Source organism: Paenibacillus sp. UMB7766-LJ446 (genome assembly GCF_030226665.1).
GTDB classification, from domain to species: Bacteria; Bacillota; Bacilli; order Paenibacillales; family Paenibacillaceae; genus Paenibacillus; species Paenibacillus vandeheii.
On sequence record NZ_JASOYM010000001.1, the window covers coordinates 533603 to 553168 of the forward strand.

Below are 19566 nucleotides of genomic sequence, written 5' to 3' on the forward strand. Positions count from 1 at the left end.
AGAGCCCATGTGTATGGACTCTCATTTGAATTATTTAATTCATTAACGGCTACGCTCGATAGCCCTAATTAACTTCTCATTCCGTTTATCTGCCTTATGAGTATGAACCACTAAGAATGCGTGAATCACACCAGGAATATAACCGAAAAATGTAAGAATGATATTTAAGATAAATGCTCCCGGTTTCCCACAAAACAAAACGGCCAATGGCGGTAAAAAGCAAAGAAAGTATAGCAACTTATATCCCCCTAAGTAAATTATAGGTATATACTACCATGATTTCACTAAGGCGGGTGATTTATTTCGCTATCGCCAAGGCTTCGTCGATTAGCTTCAGGCCTGCCTCTGCATCTGCTAGGATTTTGTCATAAGAAGCAAGTTGTTTTTCTTTATCCGCTAGAACCGGAACCGAAATTCCACTAGCCTTTGTTTCTTCAAGAGCTGCTATTTCTTTAAGCAGACTTTCTCTGCCTTCTGTTGCAGGCTTGATGGTATTGTTAATAACGCTATCTCTTAAAGACTCAAGGCTAGATTTAGATCCACCAATATATTTATTACTTGATGAAGAAGGAGAACTTGGAGTTGATTCTTCTGATACCGTAGTACCGGAACTTTCTTCTGAGGATGTAATGGTTATAATTTTACCCGTCACTTTGACATCAGCTCCTAGTGCCTCAGACAACGCTCGCGCCGGAACGTTCGCTCGGGAGTCAATCACAGCGCCCTTGTCCGACAATTTTTTTCCATCAACAATGACAGTATATTCACCTGTCACCTTTTTACCAACTAAACTCTTAACCGAGTCTGCAAAAGCGCCTCCTGCTGTCGAAACAACCACTCCAATCAAAATACCTCCTGCGATATATGCGACCTTTTTCATTATTTAACCTCCGTAATGGTGCAATTTACCTATTATGATACATTACGGTGTCGAGGTCGTAAAGGTTCCACCACCTGTATTCGGATTGTTTGCGTTATTACCGTGATTATGATGAGCAGTAGTAACAGTATGTCTATGGTTGTTGAGAGTGTAGTTTAATGAATTAATTTGATTTTGCAGAGATTGTAATTGATCCGGCAGACCATTGATTTGGCTGATTCCCAAATTTAGTCCGATTACATTCCCATTAGTGAACTGGACCACACCTTGCAGTGTAGTTACTCCCGCTGTGGAACCAAGACGCAAACCATTATTACCAATCACAGCTAATTCACTTGAGTTGGCGTAAATCAGACCTTGAGATTGACCGCTTGCGTTATAGTAGGTGTGTCCCGAAATGTTTGCCGATGGATTGGTACCCAGAGTGACCCGGCGTGCATTGCCAGAGTCATAGAATGTGAATCCGTTCGGATCTAACTCGATCCGGTCGCCACTAGCTGCTGTCCTAATTTTACTACCCAGGATGTCAGCACCTTGAATGTACGAACCAATTATCTCGCCACCCTCAACCCGTCCAGCAATCAGCGTGCCGTGGAATGTTCCATTAGCTGCCTGGAGTGTTCCGCTGAACGTCCCATTCACACCCTGCAATGTTCCGGTGAATGTACCGCCCGCCGCTCGAAGGTCTCCTGTAAAGGTACCACCTGCCGCTTGCAAGTTCCCGCTGAATACTCCATCCGTGGCTTCCAGTGTGCCAATGAATTTGTACTTGCCTGCAACCGGATCGAAGTACAACCGATCTTGACCATTGGCCTGGAAAGAGAGCTTGTCACTGTTCAGGATAACTTTGCTCTTGTGGTCCTCGCGCTCTATGATCAATCCCTCTGTACGGGTGATGGTCGCCCCATAATAGGACTTGCCTTCCTTGATGGCATCCTTATTCAGCTTATTAACTTGTTGCGTCAGGCTGCCTTCAACGACAAACTCACTACGTTGTTCGGATACAGATGGAGCTTCTAGGCTCATCTTCAAGCCGCCTGCAAAATTGAATACTTGATGCAGGATGATTGTTTTGTATCTGACAACGCCATCCCAAGGGATATTCGTATTCTGCCAGGTTGAAACCGTCTCATCCCATGTGGTGCCTTCCTGCTGTTCAAAGCCGATGACGTCACCCTGTTCAAGCTGCGGGTATCCTCTCGCATCCATCGTAAGAGGTAGATAAGAAAATCCATTCAACGTTGTCAGAAGGCCATTCGTGACCGCCTGCGTAGCAAATGGATTTTCTACGTACAATGTATGGTTCTCATCTCCGGTACCCGCTTCATATTGCAACTCGTCCTCGGTATTGTACGTGACCACGACCCGTGTATACGTCTTTACTGGATTCGTTTGTTTGACCGTCACATAATCAGCCGTTGTCATATCGAACACAGGGTTTTCGGAAGCTGTAAAACGTTTGAATTTGAGCGTACCCGCTTTATCGATATAAATGCTTGCGCTATTGGCAGAAGCAATATAAGCCAGTACCTGGCGCATGGTGTACCCCGCTGGACCAGCCTGAATTCGGTATGCTGAATTAATGACCACGCTGCTATCATACGTCCAACCCAGGCGCTTACAAATCTCATCGAACACTGCTTTCTGGGTAGTCGGGTATGTCAACGACGATATATAAGCTACATCAGCCATAACCAACTTGTCATAACAGGTGAATGTCCAAACGTCATTGACCTTTTCCCGGTCATCGACAAAGAACTCTCCCAGGGGCAACCAGTCTGTCCCTGAGCCTGTCCACGTTAGGTTCATGTCTTTCCATGGATACTGTGCTTCAAGCCACGTCAGGCCAGCCAGAGACAGGGACAGGTACGGCACGATACGGGCATTCGCTGGAATGATTTCATTTGTTCGTAGCTTAATAGTCAGTTTAGAAGGAATGGCCGTTCCGATCTCAAAACCATCGGTCAGGCTCAAACTGTTTTCTATACTGAAATCCACGATTCTACTGCTGTTGTATTCCTCACTGCCCACCAGAGCCTTGACGATAAATTCCCGGTCTGGCCGTTTTAAATAATCCTTGTAAAGTGGCGATATAGGAAACATCCAATCACCTCTCCGTCAGCGTCAATTTGAGCCCGTTCCAGTACATGACGCCGCCACTCATCACACTGAACGGTGCGGGCCGATTGCCGACATACATCCGTTTGGTTTCATGCTTACCTGTCATCGGATCAGGATAGGTGCAGTCAAAAAACACATTGGACATGGATTGGAGGATGGAGGACATTTCAGCCCAGGTCAGCATCCCCCAAGTCATGTCGATCTGCCGTTTGACCGCTATCCGGTCCCGGTTCAGCGTGCCGTTTGCTGTACGTACCGATGAATTAGCGTCATCCAAGTCAAGCACCGTCACCTGGTACGTGGAGGGATAAGCAGCAATCTCTTGACCATTAATTTTGATTTCCAATTGTCATCCCTCCTATGTCGTTAATGGCGAACGGCCTGTACGCCTTGTGATGTCGTTTATGGCAGTCACAGTAGCACGCCCCAGCTCCGTACCATTAAGCTGGATGACGGTCTGTTTATCTCCGTTTCGGATTGCGTCCAGAATCAGGAGCAAGATTTCCACCATCGGCTGATTGTTCCCGCCTATCATGTCCTGCAACTTGGACAGCGGCGTTACAACTTCCGGGTCAACAGAGGCTCCCCGGTTATCCCCGACCATGGCAAGCGTAGGCCCGTAGGCCAAACCACCTTTTGCCAACTTCGGTATCTTAGGTATCTGCGGTACCCCAATGTTGCCCCCGCCAACCTTCTGACCAAATACCTCAAACTCAGGAATGCTTACGCTCAGGCTGTTAAACCCTTCAATAACCTTGTTGATACCGTCTATGATCAGGTTCAATGGAGCTTTGACAAGGCTATACAAGGAATCGAATATCCCGCCAAAAATATCTTTTACGCCTGTCCATGCCTTCTTCCAGTCACCTGTGAAAGCACCAGCCACAAAATCAATGACCCCGCCAAGCGTTTTCAGAAGCCCTTTGATGATGCCGCCTACGCTCTCAATCACGGTGGTTACGATGTTCAGAACGATGTTGAAGCCCTTCACAAAACCAGGGGCCAACTTGTCTATCACATAGCTGATCAATGGCACAATGAACTTGTTGTAGATGTCCAGCGCCGCCGTTACCAACTTCATGACAACCTCGCCCACTTGCTTGATGATCCCCTTGAGAGTGCCGTCCCAAATTTCGTTCAACTTTTTAAGGAACGGTTCTATGATCGGTTTCAGGATGTCATCCCAAAGCTTCTGGAACAGATTCCGTGTATTGGTCATGAACTCCGTCAGCTTCGTAAGCAGTTCGGCCCCATATTTGTTCCAAAGGCCCTTAATCGTCTCCAGCGTGTCCAGAACGATTTTCTTGATCAGATCGAACACAGGCTTGAGTACCGTATTGTAAATGTCATTGATCAGTTTGACAGCCCATTCAAACGTGTTGGCTGCTTCCTTGAAAGCCCAAACCAATGTGTCTGTAAATACGGGTACCAGCGTATCAATAACCTTCGCCGCAATCGGGATAATGAAGTCATTCAAGGCATAATCCACAAACGGCTTTATCGTACCATTCAGCAAGTCAGAAAATGATTTCCCGATCTGCGGAATGATGTCCAAGAACATATCCCTGAACTTCTCCAATGCTGGATTCAACGTCCCCGACCACAAATCGTTGATATGGTTGACCGCATTCGTAAACGTCTTGGTGAACAAGTCAATGGCCCAAACCAACGTATCTGTAAAGATGGGTACCAATGTCTCAGCCAGCACCGTGGATACCGGGATAGCAAAATCATTCAGCATGAAGTCTGTAAATGGATTAAGCGTCCCATCCAGCAGGCTTTGTAAAGCTGCCGCAATTAACGGCATGTTGGTAACGAAGGCGTTCTTCACCTTCTCCAGACTAGGCAGCCATACAGTATCCCACAGCTTAATTGCCTGATCGGTGGAATTACGGAATGTCTTGTCGAACATGTCAAATGCCCAAACAATCTGCTTCGCAATAACCGGGGCAAAAGCTTTCACAAAGCCAGTAACGATGGATGGAATGAAATCGCCCAATACATATTTAGCCATGGGCACTAGAACCTTGTCTTTCAGATCCAGGAATGTCTTCCCAATGTTATCAACTGACTTCCGAATGGGAACCATCATGTCGATGAACGGTTGCAATGCTGGCCGCATCTCACCCCAGCCAGAAGAGATATACGCCCAAGCTTTTGAGAATCGGGATTTGATATCCTCCAGGAATGCAGCAACCTGTTGTTTGATCGGATCGACGTCAATCGAAGGCGTACCCAAGTCCAGGTCACCAAACCCGGCCATACTGCCTAGGCCGCCAATTCCTTTGCCAGCTCCTGCAGCTTTTGACCCTGCATCATCCAAAGCAGAAGCTGCCGATTGTGCCAGCGTATTGAGCTGGTCGAATCCGGCCAGGCTGCCCTTCATGTCTTTTCCGGCTTTCTTCGCCTTCTTGCCTGCCTTCTCAGCCGCTTTACCCGTATCCTCGACGGCAGGAGCTGCGGCAGCCGCTGCATCACCCATGCCGCCCATGGCATCGGTAGCCACGGTTATTCCGGCTCCACCAGCGTTCACTGCGTCACCAAAGACCAATTCTGTGAATGCCTTAAAATAGGCTGCTGCAACCTGTAACTTGGCTATGATCCAATTGAGCCCTTTTAGGATCGGCGTCAGAATGTTAATGAATCCCGCACCCATCGTGCCCTTGAAGATGTTCCATTGTTCCGACATCATACGGACTTGGTTGGCCCAAGATTGGCCGTTACGTGCAAAGTCACCCTGAGCATCGGCGGTTACCTGTAGCAAATAGCCATACCGGAGCATGGCCTGTTCTGATTGTGTCATGGCTAACCATGATTTTGTGATGCCCTGTGACATAGCGTATGCTTCCATGTTGACCACGGACATGTTAACGCCCAATTGTTTCAATGGCTCAGTCTCACCGACCATACCGGAGAAAACTTTGTAATACGCTTCGTCATTCGTGATGTTATAAAAAGAAGCCATGTCAGCAGACAATTCCGTCAACCTGACGGACATCTGTTTCATGGCTTCACCGGAAATACCGGATGATTTCAGCATGGCACCCATAGTGGATGCATATCGTTTACCGGACAACTCGGACAGACCGAACGACTCAATCAGGTTCGATGACCAGTTGTTAATCTGGTTTGTCATTGATCCGAACGTGACGTTAACCACGTTCTGGACCTCTGCCAAGTCGGATGCCAGGTTAATGGCTTCCTTACCAAACTCTTTTAAGCTATTGACAGCAAAGGCTGCGGCAACGATCCCGCCCAGCTTCTTAAAGGCCCCACCCACCAGGTTGGTAGCGGTACTGGAGATACCGTTGAGCTGCTGTTGAAAGGCTCCGTAGTTCAAGCCCAAGTCTAAATCTACGCGGCCTGCGCTTGACATCTACTCACCCCCAAACGCCCGGGCCATTACGGCTTCCAGACTCTTCATGTCCTGTGCGTATTTCAGAGGGTCTTCTAATTGTTTATCTGACTGCCGCTTTCGCCACTCGTTATAGATGCGGCGCTGATCGGAGTTGAACCCCTTAATGGTCTTGGGGTCTTGCTCCGCCCGGATCGACACAATACTCCCCAGCGGTGTATCTGGCATAAGGCCCCCGACCAGAGTACAGAACTCTTCCCACGGCATATCCCCGTGTTGTCGGATGCGGATTCCATATTGCTTGGCAAGACTGGCTTCGATTAGCCCCCAATCTTCGTACAGGTCATACCATCCATCAGGACTGGACTTCCCGCTGAAATCGCGCATTCGCTTCCTCGTAGGTGATGTTCATCATTGCCGCAAGAACTGCCGATGCCAGAACCATGATATTCCCCATGCTCATGTCCTCTACTCCCATTTCCTTAAATGCCTTTTTGCCAAACGCACCTTCCAAGGCTTTCAGGATGCCAGCAATTCCACCCGTTGACGCTTCTTCAAACGCCAACATGGCTGAAATACCGTTATTGACCGGATACAACTTCTCGCCAAGCTGAATTGATGGTAGATCATTAGAAAACTTATCTGTGATATTAATAACTTTTGACATGGATGAATCCCCCTTGGTTTATGAATTATGGTGTAGTTGGTGCTTTCTCAAATTTCGGCTTACCGTCAGACAACAACTCAAATTCCAGACCGTCAATGTTCGTCGAATCTCCACCCGCTGGCGTGGTCAAATTAATGACGCAATCCATAGTCAGCTTCGCGCCGGATGGCATCGTCCATTCGAAAATCGTTTCCACTTCTTGCCCCGTTCCAAGCAGCAAACCCGCAACATAATCGTTACCTGGATCGCCATAGTTCCGTTTACCTGAAAAGCTGAAAGACAGGGATTTACCCGTTACCGCACGTCTCGTCCAGCCCCCTTGGTCCATCGAACTCCATTCCTCAGTATTACCGTCGATAGCTGGCGCGAAATTCTCCAGATCCTTGATCATCATCATTTCTGAATCCTTGGAAGCGCGGCCCTTGATACCAACTTTAAAAATATTGTTATGAACCGGAAAAACACCTGTTGTCGCCATTCCATTCCCCTACCTCTCGTAATAAATCGTTGTCTCAATCACATATTCGTATATCCCTGCATCATCGGTACCAACATCAATAGGCCATGGTGTCCGCATCTCAAAAGCAATGACACGGTGCCCTGCTATCTCGCCATCAGAACGACCAAATAGCGCAGCATAGACCTCATGGGCCTTACGCTCCGCTGTATCTGCATTCTTGGACCAGTGAACCAGGATGGATATCGACTTGCTGGCATAGCTGGTGTTCTCCAGCCCTCCGATGGCAATGTAAGGTTGTCCAGTGTTCAGGTTGTAAATCCCAATGGACTGTTCCTTCTTCCCATCGATATTGCCGATGTACCAATTTGGGGAATCGATCTGCGTTTTCAGCCAATCCCGAATCTCGGACAGCATCATTTGATGAACCCACCCCCAAACTTCTTGACCAGCTTTTCAAACGTCTTACGTATCCAGCCCTTCTGTTCCTTCTGCCAGGCTTCCAGCCACAACCCCTGAGCATTAGCATTCTTGTCCCTACGGAAGTTGTATTCTGGGTGCCAGTACAAGCGGCGGGCATATGGCGTGTCATAGACAATCTTCACCTGGCCTTTTTTCAGCCCTGTTTTGTCTACCCAGGCGCTTCGCTCCAACTCTCCTGTCTGTTTCGGAACAACACCAGCATTGGCAATCTCGGTCAAGATACTCTGTTCCTTCCCGTTCACCACAACTTCAAGCGCTTCGATGGGTGCTTTGGACAGCTTTTGCATGGCCCTGGGATCCATCGTCACTTTAACCTTCATGTCAGCTCAGCTCCAATTCCGTAGAAAAGACGCTGCCGTCTGGATGCTGCGGCCGCGATGCGCTGAATATGATCCGATCCGAACCGCCAACCCGGACAAAGCCCTCAATCAGTTCTCCAGGCAAAATGTCACCCCGGATAATCACCTTGCCGGACAGAGTAACCAAACGGCGCTCCTTATCCAGCTTCTGACGCATCTTCTCGTCATAACAAGCAAGCCCGTCAAAGATTAATTCCTCGACAGGCTCCCCGTCTTCTGACAGCTTGGTGTGAAACACTTGAACCGGTGTCTTCAATATCCAATGTGGAAACGGAAACTTACCCCGCATCAGCGCAGCCCCCTATTCATCAACCCTGTGGCTCTCAGCAGGCTTGTAACACCTTCGGTAGTCTTGACCCCTCCGGGACCGTCAACGGCCTTAAATGACACGCTGACGCTGCCTGCGGAGTATCCAGAGAGAGGGAAGTCCAAGTAATCCCCATATTGGAACTGAAAATCCGCTTGCTGGCATACTGCCTTAACCACGTTCCCTCGCTGGAAGGCTGTCAGACCGTCCAGATTGCGTTGTACGATGCGATTATAGGTCAGGGCGTCTATTTGGTCGGATGCCCGACTGAGAGCCTTATTCAAGTCCTCAGCCGGAATCATGCCGTCCCCATACAGTTCATATTCTTCTGCCGTTACGTATGACATGCCATCACCTACTTGTCATCAGGTGTAGTCGTGGTCGCAAGCTGCTTTTTAAGTGATTTAATTTCCTTGTTCGCGTCATCCAACTGGGTTTTCAGCCCTGTCAGTGCTTCCGGTGTACCAGACCCGGATTCCGCAATCTGATTCCTCAACTCTTCGTTCTCTCTCACCAAGGCTTCATATTCCTTCCAGGCCACTTTTTTGCTTGAAGAATTCTCAACCACCTCAAGTGTATTTCCCGACTGTTCAGCGATATCGTAGCCGAGTTTAAGATAGGTATCCCGGTCAGCATCGTCAATCTTCAATTGTGTATTTCCCTTTACTGCAATCAACATGTGATTTGCCCCTCTCTATTGGCTGTTATGTTTAGGCTTGAACGTTCATTTGGATTGCTGCAGCTTTGCGCTCGATCAAGAACAGATCCGTGTAACGGCGGTTTTGGTACAGATACCCATCACCTTGTGTATGGCTACCTGGCTCCCACAGATAAACCGCACTGTGTTTGATCGGTGCCAACACGCACTCAGGATGAACAAGGATCAAGTTAATCTGTTTTGCACCCACACCCGCCACAGCACCGTTTGTGAAGTCATATACCGTCTTCATGCGGCTGGAAGGTACGGATTTCAACACAACCTCATCCAAGCTTCGTACTGCCCGGTCAATCACGCCGCTGTTCTGACCCACGGTGACGATCTGGCGAAGCTTCTCAGCGGATTTCAGCAGCTTCATATAGGTTGGCGTTACATACATGATTCGGCCTTCCTGCGGTACCTCTGCCTCGTCCATGTTCATCATCATTTCGTCGAACACTTCCAAGGCATTAGCAGCATCCAAAACGGTTGTATCAGGTGTGTAGCCCATCGCCACATAGTCTGCATACATTTTGGAGAAGCGATATTTATCAAGCTCAGGAATGGCCTGTTCCTTCTCAAATGTGGCAGTCAGATTAGCAGCAGCCACGACTTGATTCGTTTCATCTACGTTCATCGCGTCAACGAAGAACTCGACGTCACGGTCAAAATCCAAGGTCAGGTTCACGAAGCTATTGCTCACTGCCTGACGGTTCCAACCCCCAGAACGGTTGTGGTTCTTATAACCCGCTACATCCAAACTCGGCACCTGAATTGTTTTGGTGTTCACCCAGATCGCATTTTGCGTGGTCAGGGCATCGGAAGCCAACTCTTTCGTATACTTTTGCTGCAATGTGGTCAAAAAACTTTCTACATAGTTGAACGCCATGTGTTCATCTCTCCCTTAAATTAGTAAAATGGTTTATTACTTCGTTTCAGCAACGCCGAAAATACTTGCCAGTTGATCATTCGTGGCTTGCCCGGTTCCTTGCCCTGGATTACCAACACGGAAACCACCAGCACCTCCACCGTTCCCCCCCCCTGCTTCATCAGGCTTGAACAAGTAGGCATCCGATGTTTGGAGCCCCTTCAATTGCTCATCCAGCCCAACCACCTTGCCGTCATCACCAATGACCAACTTGGCTTTATCGATCATGCCCGTAACCACCTTCTCGTTATGGACTTTTCCGTTAAGCGCAGCAGAAATCGCATTGTTCATCTGAATATCCTTCAAATCCGCTTCGTACTGCTGCTTGGCTGCGGTATTCTCCCCCTGAAGGCGGGCAATCTCAGCCTTGAGTGTCTCGGAAGCACCTGCATCCTTACTGAGCGTTTCAAGCTGTGTGTCTCGATCGGTGATATCCTTTTCCAGCTTCTTCTTCACGTCCGATAAATCGTTATACTGTGATTTGGGAACAAAATGTTTTGGAAGCTCCTTGCCAGCATCCGTTACGATCCCGTCAATCTTTGAATCATCCAATCCCGCATTCTTCAACAACGTTTTCAGCCAATCCATATATCATCAACCTCCATAGATTTGTATAGCTGCTCTCCAGCTAAGGGAGTTAACCGATATGCTCCGGTTACTGAGCGGTGAGCCCCAAAAGTCTCATTTGGAGCCCATAGAAAAAGCACCCTCTGTGTAAGAAGGTGCTAATTAGGCGGTATTCTGAGTTTTTCACGTTTGGAATCCCTACGTAAGTAATCATGTTCTCTCAGGTGCATCCGCAATTGGGCTTGCCACTGTCTAACCTTGGCCTTGTAGTTCGCTTGATTCTCTTCATCCACGCTACCCGCTTCCAGACGCTTGTATTTGCGTATCTGGCGTTCCATGTACCGTTGCTTCTGTTCTGCTTGATAGTTGGATAGGGCTTTCTCATCGTCAACTGGCTTAGGCAATGAGCTGGTTCCCACAATGAAGGTCGTCATGTTATGACGACAGTTCGGATGGAATAACCCCCCAGCAATGGCGGTACTCAGCAGCGGATACTTCCCATCTGCAGCCGTTCCACCAGAATACACATCGTCAATGAACACCTTGCCCTGATATGGCAGGCATAGCTTTGAACAGTTGCCGTGTGAAGATATGACCACGGTTCGAATGCCGAGTTGATCCCGCTTGGCACCCTCTCCAGCAAACACCGCACGCTGGGAAGAGGTACGCAACGCCATTTCTGCATAAGAAGCAATGTTCACTCGCCGTCCATTGGCATAAGTGATATTGTCAAACCCCTTTTCCAGAAACTCCTTCGTCGCCATATCTATAGCCTGATTCAGCGAAACAGCACCACTGTTTAGATACACCTGGGACTTGTAGATAGTCTGTCTGTACACGTCATCCGCTTGTCTTAGCATGGCATGACGGGCAATTTGCAAATTGTTCTGTGCTGCATCTGCCAGAGCGTTAACCCGCTTCTCGTTGAGTTTGAAGAAGCTGCGGTCTGAACCATCCTCAGGCTGTATATCCGGCTTTTTGCCCGTGATCTTGTTCCACAGGCTCTTTACCGTGTCCTTCACCCGATCAGCCCCACGCCGCCAGGAGCCTTTAACCTCTTCCTCGGCTGCCTTCTTCACTTCTGGCTCATACTTCTTGGATATCTGGCGCGTCTCCTTGCGGTATTGCTGGATGTCTTGCAGCTTGCGTTGCTGCCACTGCTCCCAATCCTTGCCTTCCTCTTCTTCGGCAAGCTCATGACGTTTCAGGTTACGCTTCATGGACTTGATCAGATCCATTTCCATGTCAGAAAAGATTTGACGGATGTCGTATTTCTTCATTCGTCATCAACTTCTGGCTCTTCATCGTCCTCGTCATCAGGATCAGGCGGGGCATCACGATTTAGAGCCGGTTCATTTAAAATGTATCCTTGTTCTGCCTTCAAGCGTGCTACCTCAGCAGCCTTTTCTTCATCCGTCCAGGTATCACCGTACATTTCTTCAATCGCACGTTCTACGCTCATCACACCGAACGTCCGGGCCTTGCCCACCGTCTCTACCACGGCGTCAAAGGATGGACTAGCGTATTCACCGAACTTAACCGATACTTCATATTCGCCTGCTGCCCGACTCTGCATCGTGTCATGCACCTTCAATACCGTTTCCACCAGACGGGGCAACACCTCATTCAGCGCATCAATGATCTTGCCACGGGTGTATAGTGTGGCTTTCTCCTTCTCCCGCTGCGCTTCTGCGTTGTCGGTCTTCTTCAAGTCAATGCCCAGCGTGGATGGCGACATAACGCCCTGCAAGCACATATCCAGAGCGCTGGCATAGGACCCCACGAATGCTTCATACAGGATTTGCGGTTGCAACATGGTGATTTGGTCTTTACCGTCCTCAGCCATGGAGCTGCCAACCTTGATGAACTGATTATCAAATGGGTTGGCACGCATTGGCGCCCCAGTCTCAGGATTCTTAGGAACCAAGTCATCTGGAATGTACTTCTGCACCCGTCCAGCCCGAATCGCATCCCACCATTGACTGACCACCTCATCCAATGCGTCAAAGTTGTCTGACTTGCTATCAAACAAGGATTTCCCTCGTCCCTCCCACTTGGAGCTGCGGAAGAACATCAGCGGCACGGCCATAATAAACTTGCCATCGTATTCAATGTTCGCCAGTGCTGCCGTCTCAGGCAATACAGTAAGCGGCACGCCTTTCCCGTAAGAATCATAAAGCTGATACCGGATGTAACCAAGCCCATAGGTTTCTTCCAAGCGGTAATCCTTGCCCTTTAGCGTGTAATCCGTAAAGAAGACAACCTCCTGCAGCCTGCCGCGATTCCGTATGTACTCCACCTGATCCCCACTGTAGAACTCAATGATCGGGTATTTGGTAACATCAGTATCCACGGTGATTTTATATGCTCCATCCCCGGCCACCAAAGCGTCTATGATGTTTTGACCAAGCAACTCAGCAAAATCATTGTCCTCACTGATATCATCCCATGCGGTTTCCTTATCCACCTCAACGGCTTCCAGATCAGCAACGACGATATCCGATAGACGCTCTGCAATCATGGCGGGCATACCAGAATGAATTTTCCTAATCGTCATGTTCTGACTGGGTACCGCTGCCCAGAACCTTGCCTTGCCCACTGCATCTGTCCCTGTCTGCTTGTAAAACTGATCCAGCTCAGAAGCATCACCACGGAACCATAAGCGGTTACGCAATACATTCGTCCGATATGATAGCGGCTCAGTGATGTTTACAATTCGATTCTCCGGCGCTGGGTTAATACGCAGCATTTTCATGACCATATTCTTGATCCACCCCATTTCTATACCTCCAGTCTCTTCTTGAACGGCTGTACGGCGTATTCGCTACTATCCAAGCAGTCCACTGGGTAACTTCCGTCATCCGTCCGCACCCATTCACCCTTCTGGCGTTCTGTCTCGTCCCAAGTGGCGTTCTCTATGGCTTCAATCCAATGTTTAAGATGGGCCATGATTTTGTACCGCCCTTGGTTAATTAGGACGTTCGTCAATCTGATCCGGTCAACAATGCCCTCTTTCTTATAAGCAGGCACCACAGGAATGTGTATCCCCCTGCGTTTAAGCTCATTTGTCAGCGCCTGCCGGAACAGCTTGTCAGCAGATTCAGCAAAGATATGAGCACACGACAAAAAGGCCGGATAAGTTTCCGACCACTGGACTATCTTCTCAACGATTTCCTTTGCGTAACGGTCATGTGTATAGCCGTTCTCCTTGCCCTGCTTGTGGTAGAAACCATCCAGCAGCATAACCGATCCATATCGCGGCGTAAATCCAGTGAGCGTGGCAACCGTGGCGTCAGTGCCCCCGACGTCTATGCCAATCGAAAACTCAATGAACCGTTCAGCCCTTATCTGCTCCCGAGTGACGATGACATCCTTGACGGTGTAACCCGTGTATATCCGTCCTGTAGCTGCCGTCCGCTCACCCTTGATTTCTGACTTGTACCACAGACTGGACTTGTCATACGTCAATAGCAACGTCTTGAGCCGATCGTCAGGTATGCTCAGATTATCGAAAACGGTGAAGTGCTGATAATTGTACCCTGCGTTCTGCCCTTGCTTTAACAACTCATCCTGAAAGTCCAGAATGTCCGCATAGAACCAATGGGCTGGCGGCTTGGGGTTGAGGTCGAAGAACAATTGCCGCTTCGTGGATGCCAACGTCCGGTCAAATACTTCCTTCACGAACGATGGATGGCACTCGTTGACCTCTGTTACATAAGCGGTGCCGTAAGAGTTACCTTTGATCAGTGCGGCGTTGTTTGCCTTACCGCCGCCTGCAATAATAACGATCTTCTCACCTGTCTTAGTCTGAATGAAGAGCGCTGCACGGTCCTTGTATTCGCCTTCACGGCAACGGCCCTTGAACAGCCATTGCAGCCCGAATCCATTGGAGTCTATGGCGTTCATCTTCGTGGCTGCCATACTCACACCAGCAACCAAATGGAGCTTGTCCGGGTGAACCTCCAAGCACATGGCATAGGCAATCAGGTTAATGATATTCTTGCCTGCACGCTTGCCGCCCTCAGCCACGTTCAACCAGGAGTCCTGGCAACGCCGGATATATTCCGACTGCTTCGTATTAAATGGAGCATATGGAATCAAGGCTGTGTCAGTCATGGTTAATAAGGATAGTTGCCGGGCCTTCTATGGAAACAGGAAGATCGAACAATCCTGTTAAACTTGCCTTTGCTTCAGGCGTAAGGGCAATTTTCCTTACCCCCTCACGCTTCTCCAATTCTGCTGATAAAGCCTTTGTTGAAACTTTGCTCAAATCCATATCACTCACCCCCTATTCATCATCTATTACTCTTTCCGGCACAGGGTTGTTAATCAAATCAGCTAATGCGGTAATTTGCTGGTTTAGATCAAGCTTACTGTTATCTGGAACCTTGCCACGCATCACGGCAATGCTGGCCTTAATCTGCTCCAGACGCTGCTTCTGGACTTCGTTCACCTCATCGGGAGAAGCCAACCGCAAAACATCCTCATACTTCTTAATGGAGCCGACCAGCGCCGTCCAAGCAGCAGCCATGGCTTTCATGCTATTCGCGGATCGTTCCCACGCAAACTGGAATTCATATTCCTGTTCGGTTATGATTTGCTCAAGGTTGGGTTCCTTCTTGGTTCCCGTGTTATGGACTTCGAATTTCTGCTTTTTGATCTCTTTAATCATTTCATCCTTGCCCGTTACGTGCTGGATCTTCAAGGCATGTATGATATTCGTGAGCTGGATGCGTATGCCTTCCCACATAATGTCCGCCGTGGAAAGGTCCGCTGTTGTGTCGTAAATCTCTCGCGTTTCTTCATCATCTGGCAGGAACTTGCGGAATAGACCATGCTTGACGGCTTTGTCATTGCCGTATGGTCCGCCGTGCCCACCTCTATTGCCTATCGCATTCTGATTGCCCTTGGGCGCTCCTGGACGTGGCTCAGGCAGTTCGTCCCATTTCTCCATGCTCTTCCACTTCCGAACCATTCCGGCGCTGATTCCAAGCTTCTCGGCAATCTCGGCTGGCTTCATTTCCCTACCACTGGCGAACCACATCGCTAATGCTTTCTTGCGGTCCGGGCTTCTCTCTCTCGCCATTACATAATACACCTCACCCCTGACATCGTTTATGCAATATTTATGCAAAGACATGTGTTCAAAACCCGGTCTTTTGTACATATGTACTTTCCCACAACCACGCCGAAAACCCTGATTTGACGGGCTTTTTGATAGCTAACTGAATTGTGCGAATATACATAGTTTATGCATAAACCCGAAAACCCGCGTCATTACTGGATTTTTCGATTTTGCCGATTTTGATTATTTCCCGGCTTATTGCCCTCAAATGGGGCGTTTATTCATCGGTTATACAGCCATAATTGAGTCGGTTTTCTTAGAATCAGTCTAAATAGACAAACTTCTAATTCTTTTTCTTCAAATCAAGCCCAAAATAAAAACCATTTTTGATCCATTTCGAACCAAATTAAGTAAGTAGAGTGAAACATAACTCTATTTCTGTTGCACTGGAGAAAGTTAAAGAATCTGATAAGATCAAGCTTTGTCCCATCCCCACGTTTGAGTGCAACATTAGCCGGATTGTGTAAAACTCAAACGGCGTATTGCATCATCCATGGCGTCCTGGGTGATACCCAAATACATCAGCGTGGTTGCCATATCCTCATGCCCGAACATCTCCATTAGTAACGCCAGATTGCGTGGATCGTCGTTATAAAGGTGATAACCCCACGTCTTCCTGAGTGAATGGACACCGATGTCTGTGAGCCCAAAGCGCTTGGCTATGCCACTAATCATTTTATAGGCTGTTATCCTATGGATTGGCTCTCCCACGGCTCCTGTGAGCGTCTTCCTTTGCCTACTGGGGAACAAATAGTCATCATCGTCCATATCTGCAATGTAAATCATTAGATCATCGTAGATATCAGGGTGAATGATGAACTTTTTCCGCTTACGCTTCTTGCGTTTCCGGTTCTTCGTTTTCTGAGCCACATAATTGATGTGCTCCTGATCACGAACCGCAACCACCTTGAGCTGCAACAAGTCGGATACACGTAATCCACTATGAACGCCCATACTAAAGAAAATGTAATTACGGAAACTGGTTACCTTCAGGTAATTTTTGATCTGTTCAACAACCGCTTTGTCCCGGATCGGTTGAACCTCATTCATGTCACCACCTCACATTTTAGACATATAAAAAGCACCCCGAAGGATGCTTATTTGTTCTCTTTTTCTTGCCAAACTTTTGTAACTTTCAGATCAATTTCGCCCTCTTCACCTTTGTTATCTACTTTGATACGAATTTCATTAACACTAGATTCTGTTAAACGCTTGTAGTTCTCAACCAATTTAATATCTGATCCATCCAGTTTCAACACCTCCTCTCGACAATATCTTTGACACATAGGAAGGATTTCCCTCTTTTGGTGTCGAAAGTACTAGGACGGAAGGAGGTGTCATCTATGGCGACGTACATCGTTAACACCGGACCCAACAAAGAGGTCCATAGATCTGCTCATGTTGTATCTGCTTGCAACATCGCACTGATTAGCAAAGAAAATCGAGTAGATACCGATCAGGACTGGACTGTTCTTTATCCAGCTACTTATGACGGTTGTAAACACTGCTATACCTCAAAACACCGTAAATAGCTTTTAGAGAGGAGTTCGCAGCTCCTCTCGTTTATCCCAATCTGCGCAATCTAATTCTGTTAAACATCCGGTTTGCAGGTACATCTTCCACACCCCGTGTTGCTCTCCATCAGCATAAATATACGGGAACGGTCGGTACCCTATAGCTTCAGCTCTTTTCTTGCTACCTTCTGTAATAAGTACGTGCGGCGGATCCACATAACCCTTCCATCGACCGAATCCATTTTCCCATTCGGCAATTTGCCCGGCTCTGCCATGTCCACAACAACAACTGAGTGTTACTATGCCGGACATGTTAAGGTGCTGTACTTCTACAGCGATACAAGCATCCACAGGGACGATCTTGCGTCCTGATTCATTAGCCTTGCATAGTCTCACATCAATGGTTTGTTCTTTACACATGGGCTTCCCACCTCACTTTGGTACAAGTCTATGCCAATTTATCCGCATTTAATACTCCTCAGCAACGGCTTCGTGCCACCTGAAGAACAGGCTTTCGATTCAGAACCTGGTGTCTCATCGGCAGTGCCTTCGGTAGATCGCGCAAGCGAAGCGGCTTCGTCTTGACTGGCTGCTCATCATATGACTCGATTAGTTCCAGCAATTCGACGACTCCCTGACGCTCCTGGATCGCATGGGCCATGATTGCGAAAGCTTCGCTTAAGCGCACAAATGCTTGGCGCATTGTTTCAAACATGTGCTTATGCCGATCATTGATCCGATCCATATCGCTATTCATTCCGTGCTATCGCAGCATTAGCCCAAAACACAGCCTGTTCTAAATTCGTCATCGCAAGCGACTGCTCACGAGACTTAGGCGTCTGCTTGTCAATCAAAACGGCCAGTTCCTTTGCTTTGGCTCGAATAGCTTCATACTTGGCTGGTTGGCCCTCTTTAGGTGAATGATAGCTAAAGTTATTTTCGATTTGCTGATTCATGAAATCGACCTCCTTAATAGTGTTTTGAAACATAAAAAAGGACCAGCATCATGTGCCAGCCCTTTTTTTATGGTAAGGAAATGTTTCCTGCTCTGTTTAACTACTCGCTTGCTGTCCTCCAATTTCCACAATACAAATATATCATGCCTAAACCAAAACGGCGTGCCAATTTGCGGCCAAAATCCTGCCAATTATGTTTCACTTAGCGGCCACTTTTTTTTCTTCGAATCCAGTTGTTTCTAATGGATCAATTAGCACTTCAAGGCGAAGGGATAGCGATAGCTTATATATAGCCCTGGCTTTCATTCGACGGAAGGAACGTTCTCCCATATTCATTTCCCCGCATACATTATAATCAAATACGTCCTCGTCTTCTAAAAAGCGCCGTTCAATCAGTTCCCTTTCTTTCCGGCTCAACTTCTGGAGAGCACGATCCAACATAATTGAATGTTCCTCCAGCTCAGCTTCCTTATCTACATTCCAAATGGCCGTGTCCTGGGTAGCCATGCTAATTTGATTGGTGCCCCCGTGTTCTCTTGGAGAATAGTTCGGGGTGGTCCCAATTTCTCTGCGTGTCATGCCGATCTGCCGATAGATGCGAACAGTTTCTAAACGGTCCTCCACATTGCGGCGGGTTTGTTCACTATCCAGTGCCGGCAGACCCAAAGTTAATTGTACGGTTTTCTTTGTCATATAATCCCCTCACCTGTGGTATAATTTGGTGAGATATGTATAACAACTCCCCCGCCTGGCCGCCAAGCTTGTGGGGGAGTTGTTATTTTATTGGTTGTTTATAGTAAAAGGTAATTTCATCCCAGCAGGCAGCACCCAAAGATGATACATATTAGCTTCATCCACAAGTTCAGTAGCAGCAGGGAATACCTCAATGGCTGTCCGATCCCTCCCTAATAACTCATCCTTAATCCGTTGTTTCTCTGCCCAAGGAATGTCTGTACCTTCCACATTCCGAATGCAGGCGTGAATTAATTGGCCCCATTCGGTTGCTACTGGACGTGTCATAACGGCATACTGACCATCCTCACTGCTGTACACCCGATCCAATTCCTTAAACCAACCATTGCCCATTTTCATGCTTTTTGGAGATGGTCGTCCGATCCACTTTCCCACTGGCATTTCCTCCCTCACATTC

The 19566-nt window shown here is 48.0% G+C and carries 27 protein-coding genes; all 27 read right to left on the bottom strand.

What is annotated here, in order from left to right:
• Positions 1–42 precede the first annotated feature (42 nt).
• The 27 genes from QP794_RS02540 to QP794_RS02670 all read right to left on the bottom strand — a co-directional run bounded on the left by QP794_RS02540 (position 43) and on the right by QP794_RS02670 (position 19544).
• Positions 43–237, bottom strand: coding sequence for a YqaE/Pmp3 family membrane protein (locus QP794_RS02540; RefSeq protein ID WP_285074758.1), 195 nt, complete (start codon positions 235–237; stop codon positions 43–45).
• A 61-nt stretch (positions 238–298) separates the two neighbouring features.
• The gene (locus QP794_RS02545; protein WP_285074759.1) at positions 299–880 is read right to left on the bottom strand and encodes a stalk domain-containing protein; all 582 of its coding nucleotides are present in this window, start codon (positions 878–880) and stop codon (positions 299–301) included.
• 42 nt (positions 881–922) lie between these two features.
• A complete protein-coding gene (locus QP794_RS02550; protein WP_285074760.1) occupies positions 923–2983 on the bottom strand; it encodes a bactofilin family protein in 2061 nt (686 codons plus the stop codon).
• 4 nt (positions 2984–2987) lie between these two features.
• Positions 2988–3347 carry a DUF6711 family protein gene (locus QP794_RS02555; protein WP_285074761.1) on the bottom strand — a complete coding sequence of 120 codons (360 nt, stop codon included), beginning with the start codon at positions 3345–3347 and terminating at the stop codon, positions 2988–2990.
• A 12-nt stretch (positions 3348–3359) separates the two neighbouring features.
• On the bottom strand, positions 3360–6377 hold the full coding sequence (locus QP794_RS02560; RefSeq protein WP_285074762.1) for a phage tail protein: 3018 nt from the start codon (positions 6375–6377) through the stop codon (positions 3360–3362).
• A complete protein-coding gene (locus QP794_RS02565; protein ID WP_285074763.1) occupies positions 6378–6743 on the bottom strand; it encodes a Gp15 family bacteriophage protein in 366 nt (121 codons plus the stop codon).
• Entirely contained in the window at positions 6712–7023 is a 312-nt protein-coding gene (locus tag QP794_RS02570) for a hypothetical protein (RefSeq protein WP_285074764.1), read from the bottom strand. Before QP794_RS02570 ends, QP794_RS02565 begins: the two co-directional genes overlap by 32 nt.
• A 25-nt stretch (positions 7024–7048) precedes the next feature.
• Positions 7049–7501 carry a phage tail tube protein gene (locus QP794_RS02575; protein WP_285074765.1) on the bottom strand — a complete coding sequence of 151 codons (453 nt, stop codon included), beginning with the start codon at positions 7499–7501 and terminating at the stop codon, positions 7049–7051.
• A 9-nt stretch (positions 7502–7510) separates the two neighbouring features.
• On the bottom strand, positions 7511–7900 hold the full coding sequence (locus tag QP794_RS02580) for a minor capsid protein (RefSeq protein WP_285074766.1): 390 nt from the start codon (positions 7898–7900) through the stop codon (positions 7511–7513).
• Positions 7897–8283: a hypothetical protein gene (locus QP794_RS02585; protein ID WP_285074767.1), complete on the bottom strand. Its 387-nt coding sequence runs from the start codon at positions 8281–8283 to the stop codon at positions 7897–7899. The genes QP794_RS02580 and QP794_RS02585 overlap by 4 nt, the downstream gene beginning before the upstream one ends.
• Before the next feature lies 1 nt (position 8284).
• A complete protein-coding gene (locus QP794_RS02590) occupies positions 8285–8611 on the bottom strand; it encodes a hypothetical protein (protein ID WP_285074768.1) in 327 nt (108 codons plus the stop codon).
• Positions 8611–8976, bottom strand: a complete 366-nt coding sequence (locus QP794_RS02595) for a head-tail connector protein (RefSeq protein ID WP_285074769.1) — start codon at positions 8974–8976, stop codon at positions 8611–8613. Before QP794_RS02595 ends, QP794_RS02590 begins: the two co-directional genes overlap by 1 nt.
• An 8-nt stretch (positions 8977–8984) precedes the next feature.
• Entirely contained in the window at positions 8985–9308 is a 324-nt protein-coding gene (locus tag QP794_RS02600; protein ID WP_285074770.1) for a hypothetical protein, read from the bottom strand.
• A gap of 31 nt (positions 9309–9339) precedes the next feature.
• The gene (locus QP794_RS02605) at positions 9340–10215 is read right to left on the bottom strand and encodes a capsid protein (protein ID WP_285074771.1); all 876 of its coding nucleotides are present in this window, start codon (positions 10213–10215) and stop codon (positions 9340–9342) included.
• 36 nt (positions 10216–10251) lie between these two features.
• Positions 10252–10842 (bottom strand): phage scaffolding protein, encoded by a 591-nt coding sequence (locus tag QP794_RS02610; RefSeq protein WP_285074772.1) that lies wholly within the window; start codon positions 10840–10842, stop codon positions 10252–10254.
• Positions 10843–10979: 137 nt separating this feature from the next.
• A complete protein-coding gene (locus QP794_RS02615; RefSeq protein ID WP_285074773.1) occupies positions 10980–12101 on the bottom strand; it encodes a phage minor capsid protein in 1122 nt (373 codons plus the stop codon).
• Positions 12098–13600 carry a capsid protein gene (locus QP794_RS02620; protein WP_285074774.1) on the bottom strand — a complete coding sequence of 501 codons (1503 nt, stop codon included), beginning with the start codon at positions 13598–13600 and terminating at the stop codon, positions 12098–12100. Before QP794_RS02620 ends, QP794_RS02615 begins: the two co-directional genes overlap by 4 nt.
• A gap of 2 nt (positions 13601–13602) precedes the next feature.
• On the bottom strand, positions 13603–14937 hold the full coding sequence (locus QP794_RS02625; RefSeq protein ID WP_285074775.1) for a terminase large subunit domain-containing protein: 1335 nt from the start codon (positions 14935–14937) through the stop codon (positions 13603–13605).
• Positions 14930–15097, bottom strand: a complete 168-nt coding sequence (locus QP794_RS02630) for a BC1881 family protein (RefSeq protein ID WP_285074776.1) — start codon at positions 15095–15097, stop codon at positions 14930–14932. The genes QP794_RS02625 and QP794_RS02630 overlap by 8 nt, the downstream gene beginning before the upstream one ends.
• A gap of 12 nt (positions 15098–15109) precedes the next feature.
• Positions 15110–15907: a phage terminase small subunit gene (gene terS / locus QP794_RS02635; protein ID WP_285074777.1), complete on the bottom strand. Its 798-nt coding sequence runs from the start codon at positions 15905–15907 to the stop codon at positions 15110–15112.
• 489 nt (positions 15908–16396) lie between these two features.
• Complete coding sequence (locus tag QP794_RS02640; RefSeq protein WP_285074778.1) at positions 16397–16996, bottom strand: tyrosine-type recombinase/integrase; 600 nt, start codon at positions 16994–16996, stop codon at positions 16397–16399.
• Between the two features lie 47 nt (positions 16997–17043).
• Positions 17044–17202, bottom strand: a complete 159-nt coding sequence (locus tag QP794_RS02645; RefSeq protein WP_285074779.1) for a hypothetical protein — start codon at positions 17200–17202, stop codon at positions 17044–17046.
• 279 nt (positions 17203–17481) lie between these two features.
• Entirely contained in the window at positions 17482–17880 is a 399-nt protein-coding gene (locus QP794_RS02650) for a hypothetical protein (protein ID WP_285074780.1), read from the bottom strand.
• Positions 17881–17938: 58 nt separating this feature from the next.
• Positions 17939–18217 carry a hypothetical protein gene (locus QP794_RS02655; RefSeq protein ID WP_285074781.1) on the bottom strand — a complete coding sequence of 93 codons (279 nt, stop codon included), beginning with the start codon at positions 18215–18217 and terminating at the stop codon, positions 17939–17941.
• Positions 18210–18416 (bottom strand): Acb2/Tad1 domain-containing protein, encoded by a 207-nt coding sequence (locus QP794_RS02660; RefSeq protein WP_285074782.1) that lies wholly within the window; start codon positions 18414–18416, stop codon positions 18210–18212. Before QP794_RS02660 ends, QP794_RS02655 begins: the two co-directional genes overlap by 8 nt.
• A gap of 198 nt (positions 18417–18614) precedes the next feature.
• A complete protein-coding gene (locus QP794_RS02665) occupies positions 18615–19109 on the bottom strand; it encodes an ArpU family phage packaging/lysis transcriptional regulator (RefSeq protein WP_285074783.1) in 495 nt (164 codons plus the stop codon).
• 87 nt (positions 19110–19196) lie between these two features.
• Positions 19197–19544 (bottom strand): DUF7694 domain-containing protein, encoded by a 348-nt coding sequence (locus QP794_RS02670; protein ID WP_285074784.1) that lies wholly within the window; start codon positions 19542–19544, stop codon positions 19197–19199.
• Between the last annotated feature and the right edge of the window lie 22 nt (positions 19545–19566).

Excerpts from the sequence above, each read along its gene's own strand:
- QP794_RS02585 (WP_285074767.1), bottom strand. The coding sequence starts at position 8,283 with ATGAAGGTTAAAGTGACGATGGATCCCAGGGCCATGCAAAAGCTGTCC.
- QP794_RS02605 (WP_285074771.1), bottom strand. The coding sequence starts at position 10,215 with ATGGCGTTCAACTATGTAGAAAGTTTTTTGACCACATTGCAGCAAAAG.
- QP794_RS02550 (WP_285074760.1), bottom strand. The coding sequence starts at position 2,983 with ATGTTTCCTATATCGCCACTTTACAAGGATTATTTAAAACGGCCAGAC.
- terS (WP_285074777.1), bottom strand. The coding sequence starts at position 15,907 with ATGGCGAGAGAGAGAAGCCCGGACCGCAAGAAAGCATTAGCGATGTGG.
- QP794_RS02650 (WP_285074780.1), bottom strand. The coding sequence starts at position 17,880 with ATGTGTAAAGAACAAACCATTGATGTGAGACTATGCAAGGCTAATGAA.
- QP794_RS02595 (WP_285074769.1), bottom strand. The coding sequence starts at position 8,976 with ATGTCATACGTAACGGCAGAAGAATATGAACTGTATGGGGACGGCATG.
- QP794_RS02570 (WP_285074764.1), bottom strand. The coding sequence starts at position 7,023 with ATGTCAAAAGTTATTAATATCACAGATAAGTTTTCTAATGATCTACCA.
- QP794_RS02560 (WP_285074762.1), bottom strand. The coding sequence starts at position 6,377 with ATGTCAAGCGCAGGCCGCGTAGATTTAGACTTGGGCTTGAACTACGGA.
- QP794_RS02630 (WP_285074776.1), bottom strand. The coding sequence starts at position 15,097 with ATGGATTTGAGCAAAGTTTCAACAAAGGCTTTATCAGCAGAATTGGAG.
- QP794_RS02575 (WP_285074765.1), bottom strand. The coding sequence starts at position 7,501 with ATGGCGACAACAGGTGTTTTTCCGGTTCATAACAATATTTTTAAAGTT.
- QP794_RS02615 (WP_285074773.1), bottom strand. The coding sequence starts at position 12,101 with ATGAAGAAATACGACATCCGTCAAATCTTTTCTGACATGGAAATGGAT.
- QP794_RS02620 (WP_285074774.1), bottom strand. The coding sequence starts at position 13,600 with ATGGGGTGGATCAAGAATATGGTCATGAAAATGCTGCGTATTAACCCA.
- QP794_RS02610 (WP_285074772.1), bottom strand. The coding sequence starts at position 10,842 with ATGGATTGGCTGAAAACGTTGTTGAAGAATGCGGGATTGGATGATTCA.
- QP794_RS02590 (WP_285074768.1), bottom strand. The coding sequence starts at position 8,611 with ATGCGGGGTAAGTTTCCGTTTCCACATTGGATATTGAAGACACCGGTT.
- QP794_RS02660 (WP_285074782.1), bottom strand. The coding sequence starts at position 18,416 with ATGAATCAGCAAATCGAAAATAACTTTAGCTATCATTCACCTAAAGAG.
- QP794_RS02565 (WP_285074763.1), bottom strand. The coding sequence starts at position 6,743 with ATGCGCGATTTCAGCGGGAAGTCCAGTCCTGATGGATGGTATGACCTG.
- QP794_RS02545 (WP_285074759.1), bottom strand. The coding sequence starts at position 880 with ATGAAAAAGGTCGCATATATCGCAGGAGGTATTTTGATTGGAGTGGTT.
- QP794_RS02665 (WP_285074783.1), bottom strand. The coding sequence starts at position 19,109 with ATGACAAAGAAAACCGTACAATTAACTTTGGGTCTGCCGGCACTGGAT.
- QP794_RS02640 (WP_285074778.1), bottom strand. The coding sequence starts at position 16,996 with ATGAATGAGGTTCAACCGATCCGGGACAAAGCGGTTGTTGAACAGATC.
- QP794_RS02580 (WP_285074766.1), bottom strand. The coding sequence starts at position 7,900 with ATGATGCTGTCCGAGATTCGGGATTGGCTGAAAACGCAGATCGATTCC.
- QP794_RS02600 (WP_285074770.1), bottom strand. The coding sequence starts at position 9,308 with ATGTTGATTGCAGTAAAGGGAAATACACAATTGAAGATTGACGATGCT.
- QP794_RS02625 (WP_285074775.1), bottom strand. The coding sequence starts at position 14,937 with ATGACTGACACAGCCTTGATTCCATATGCTCCATTTAATACGAAGCAG.
- QP794_RS02655 (WP_285074781.1), bottom strand. The coding sequence starts at position 18,217 with ATGAATAGCGATATGGATCGGATCAATGATCGGCATAAGCACATGTTT.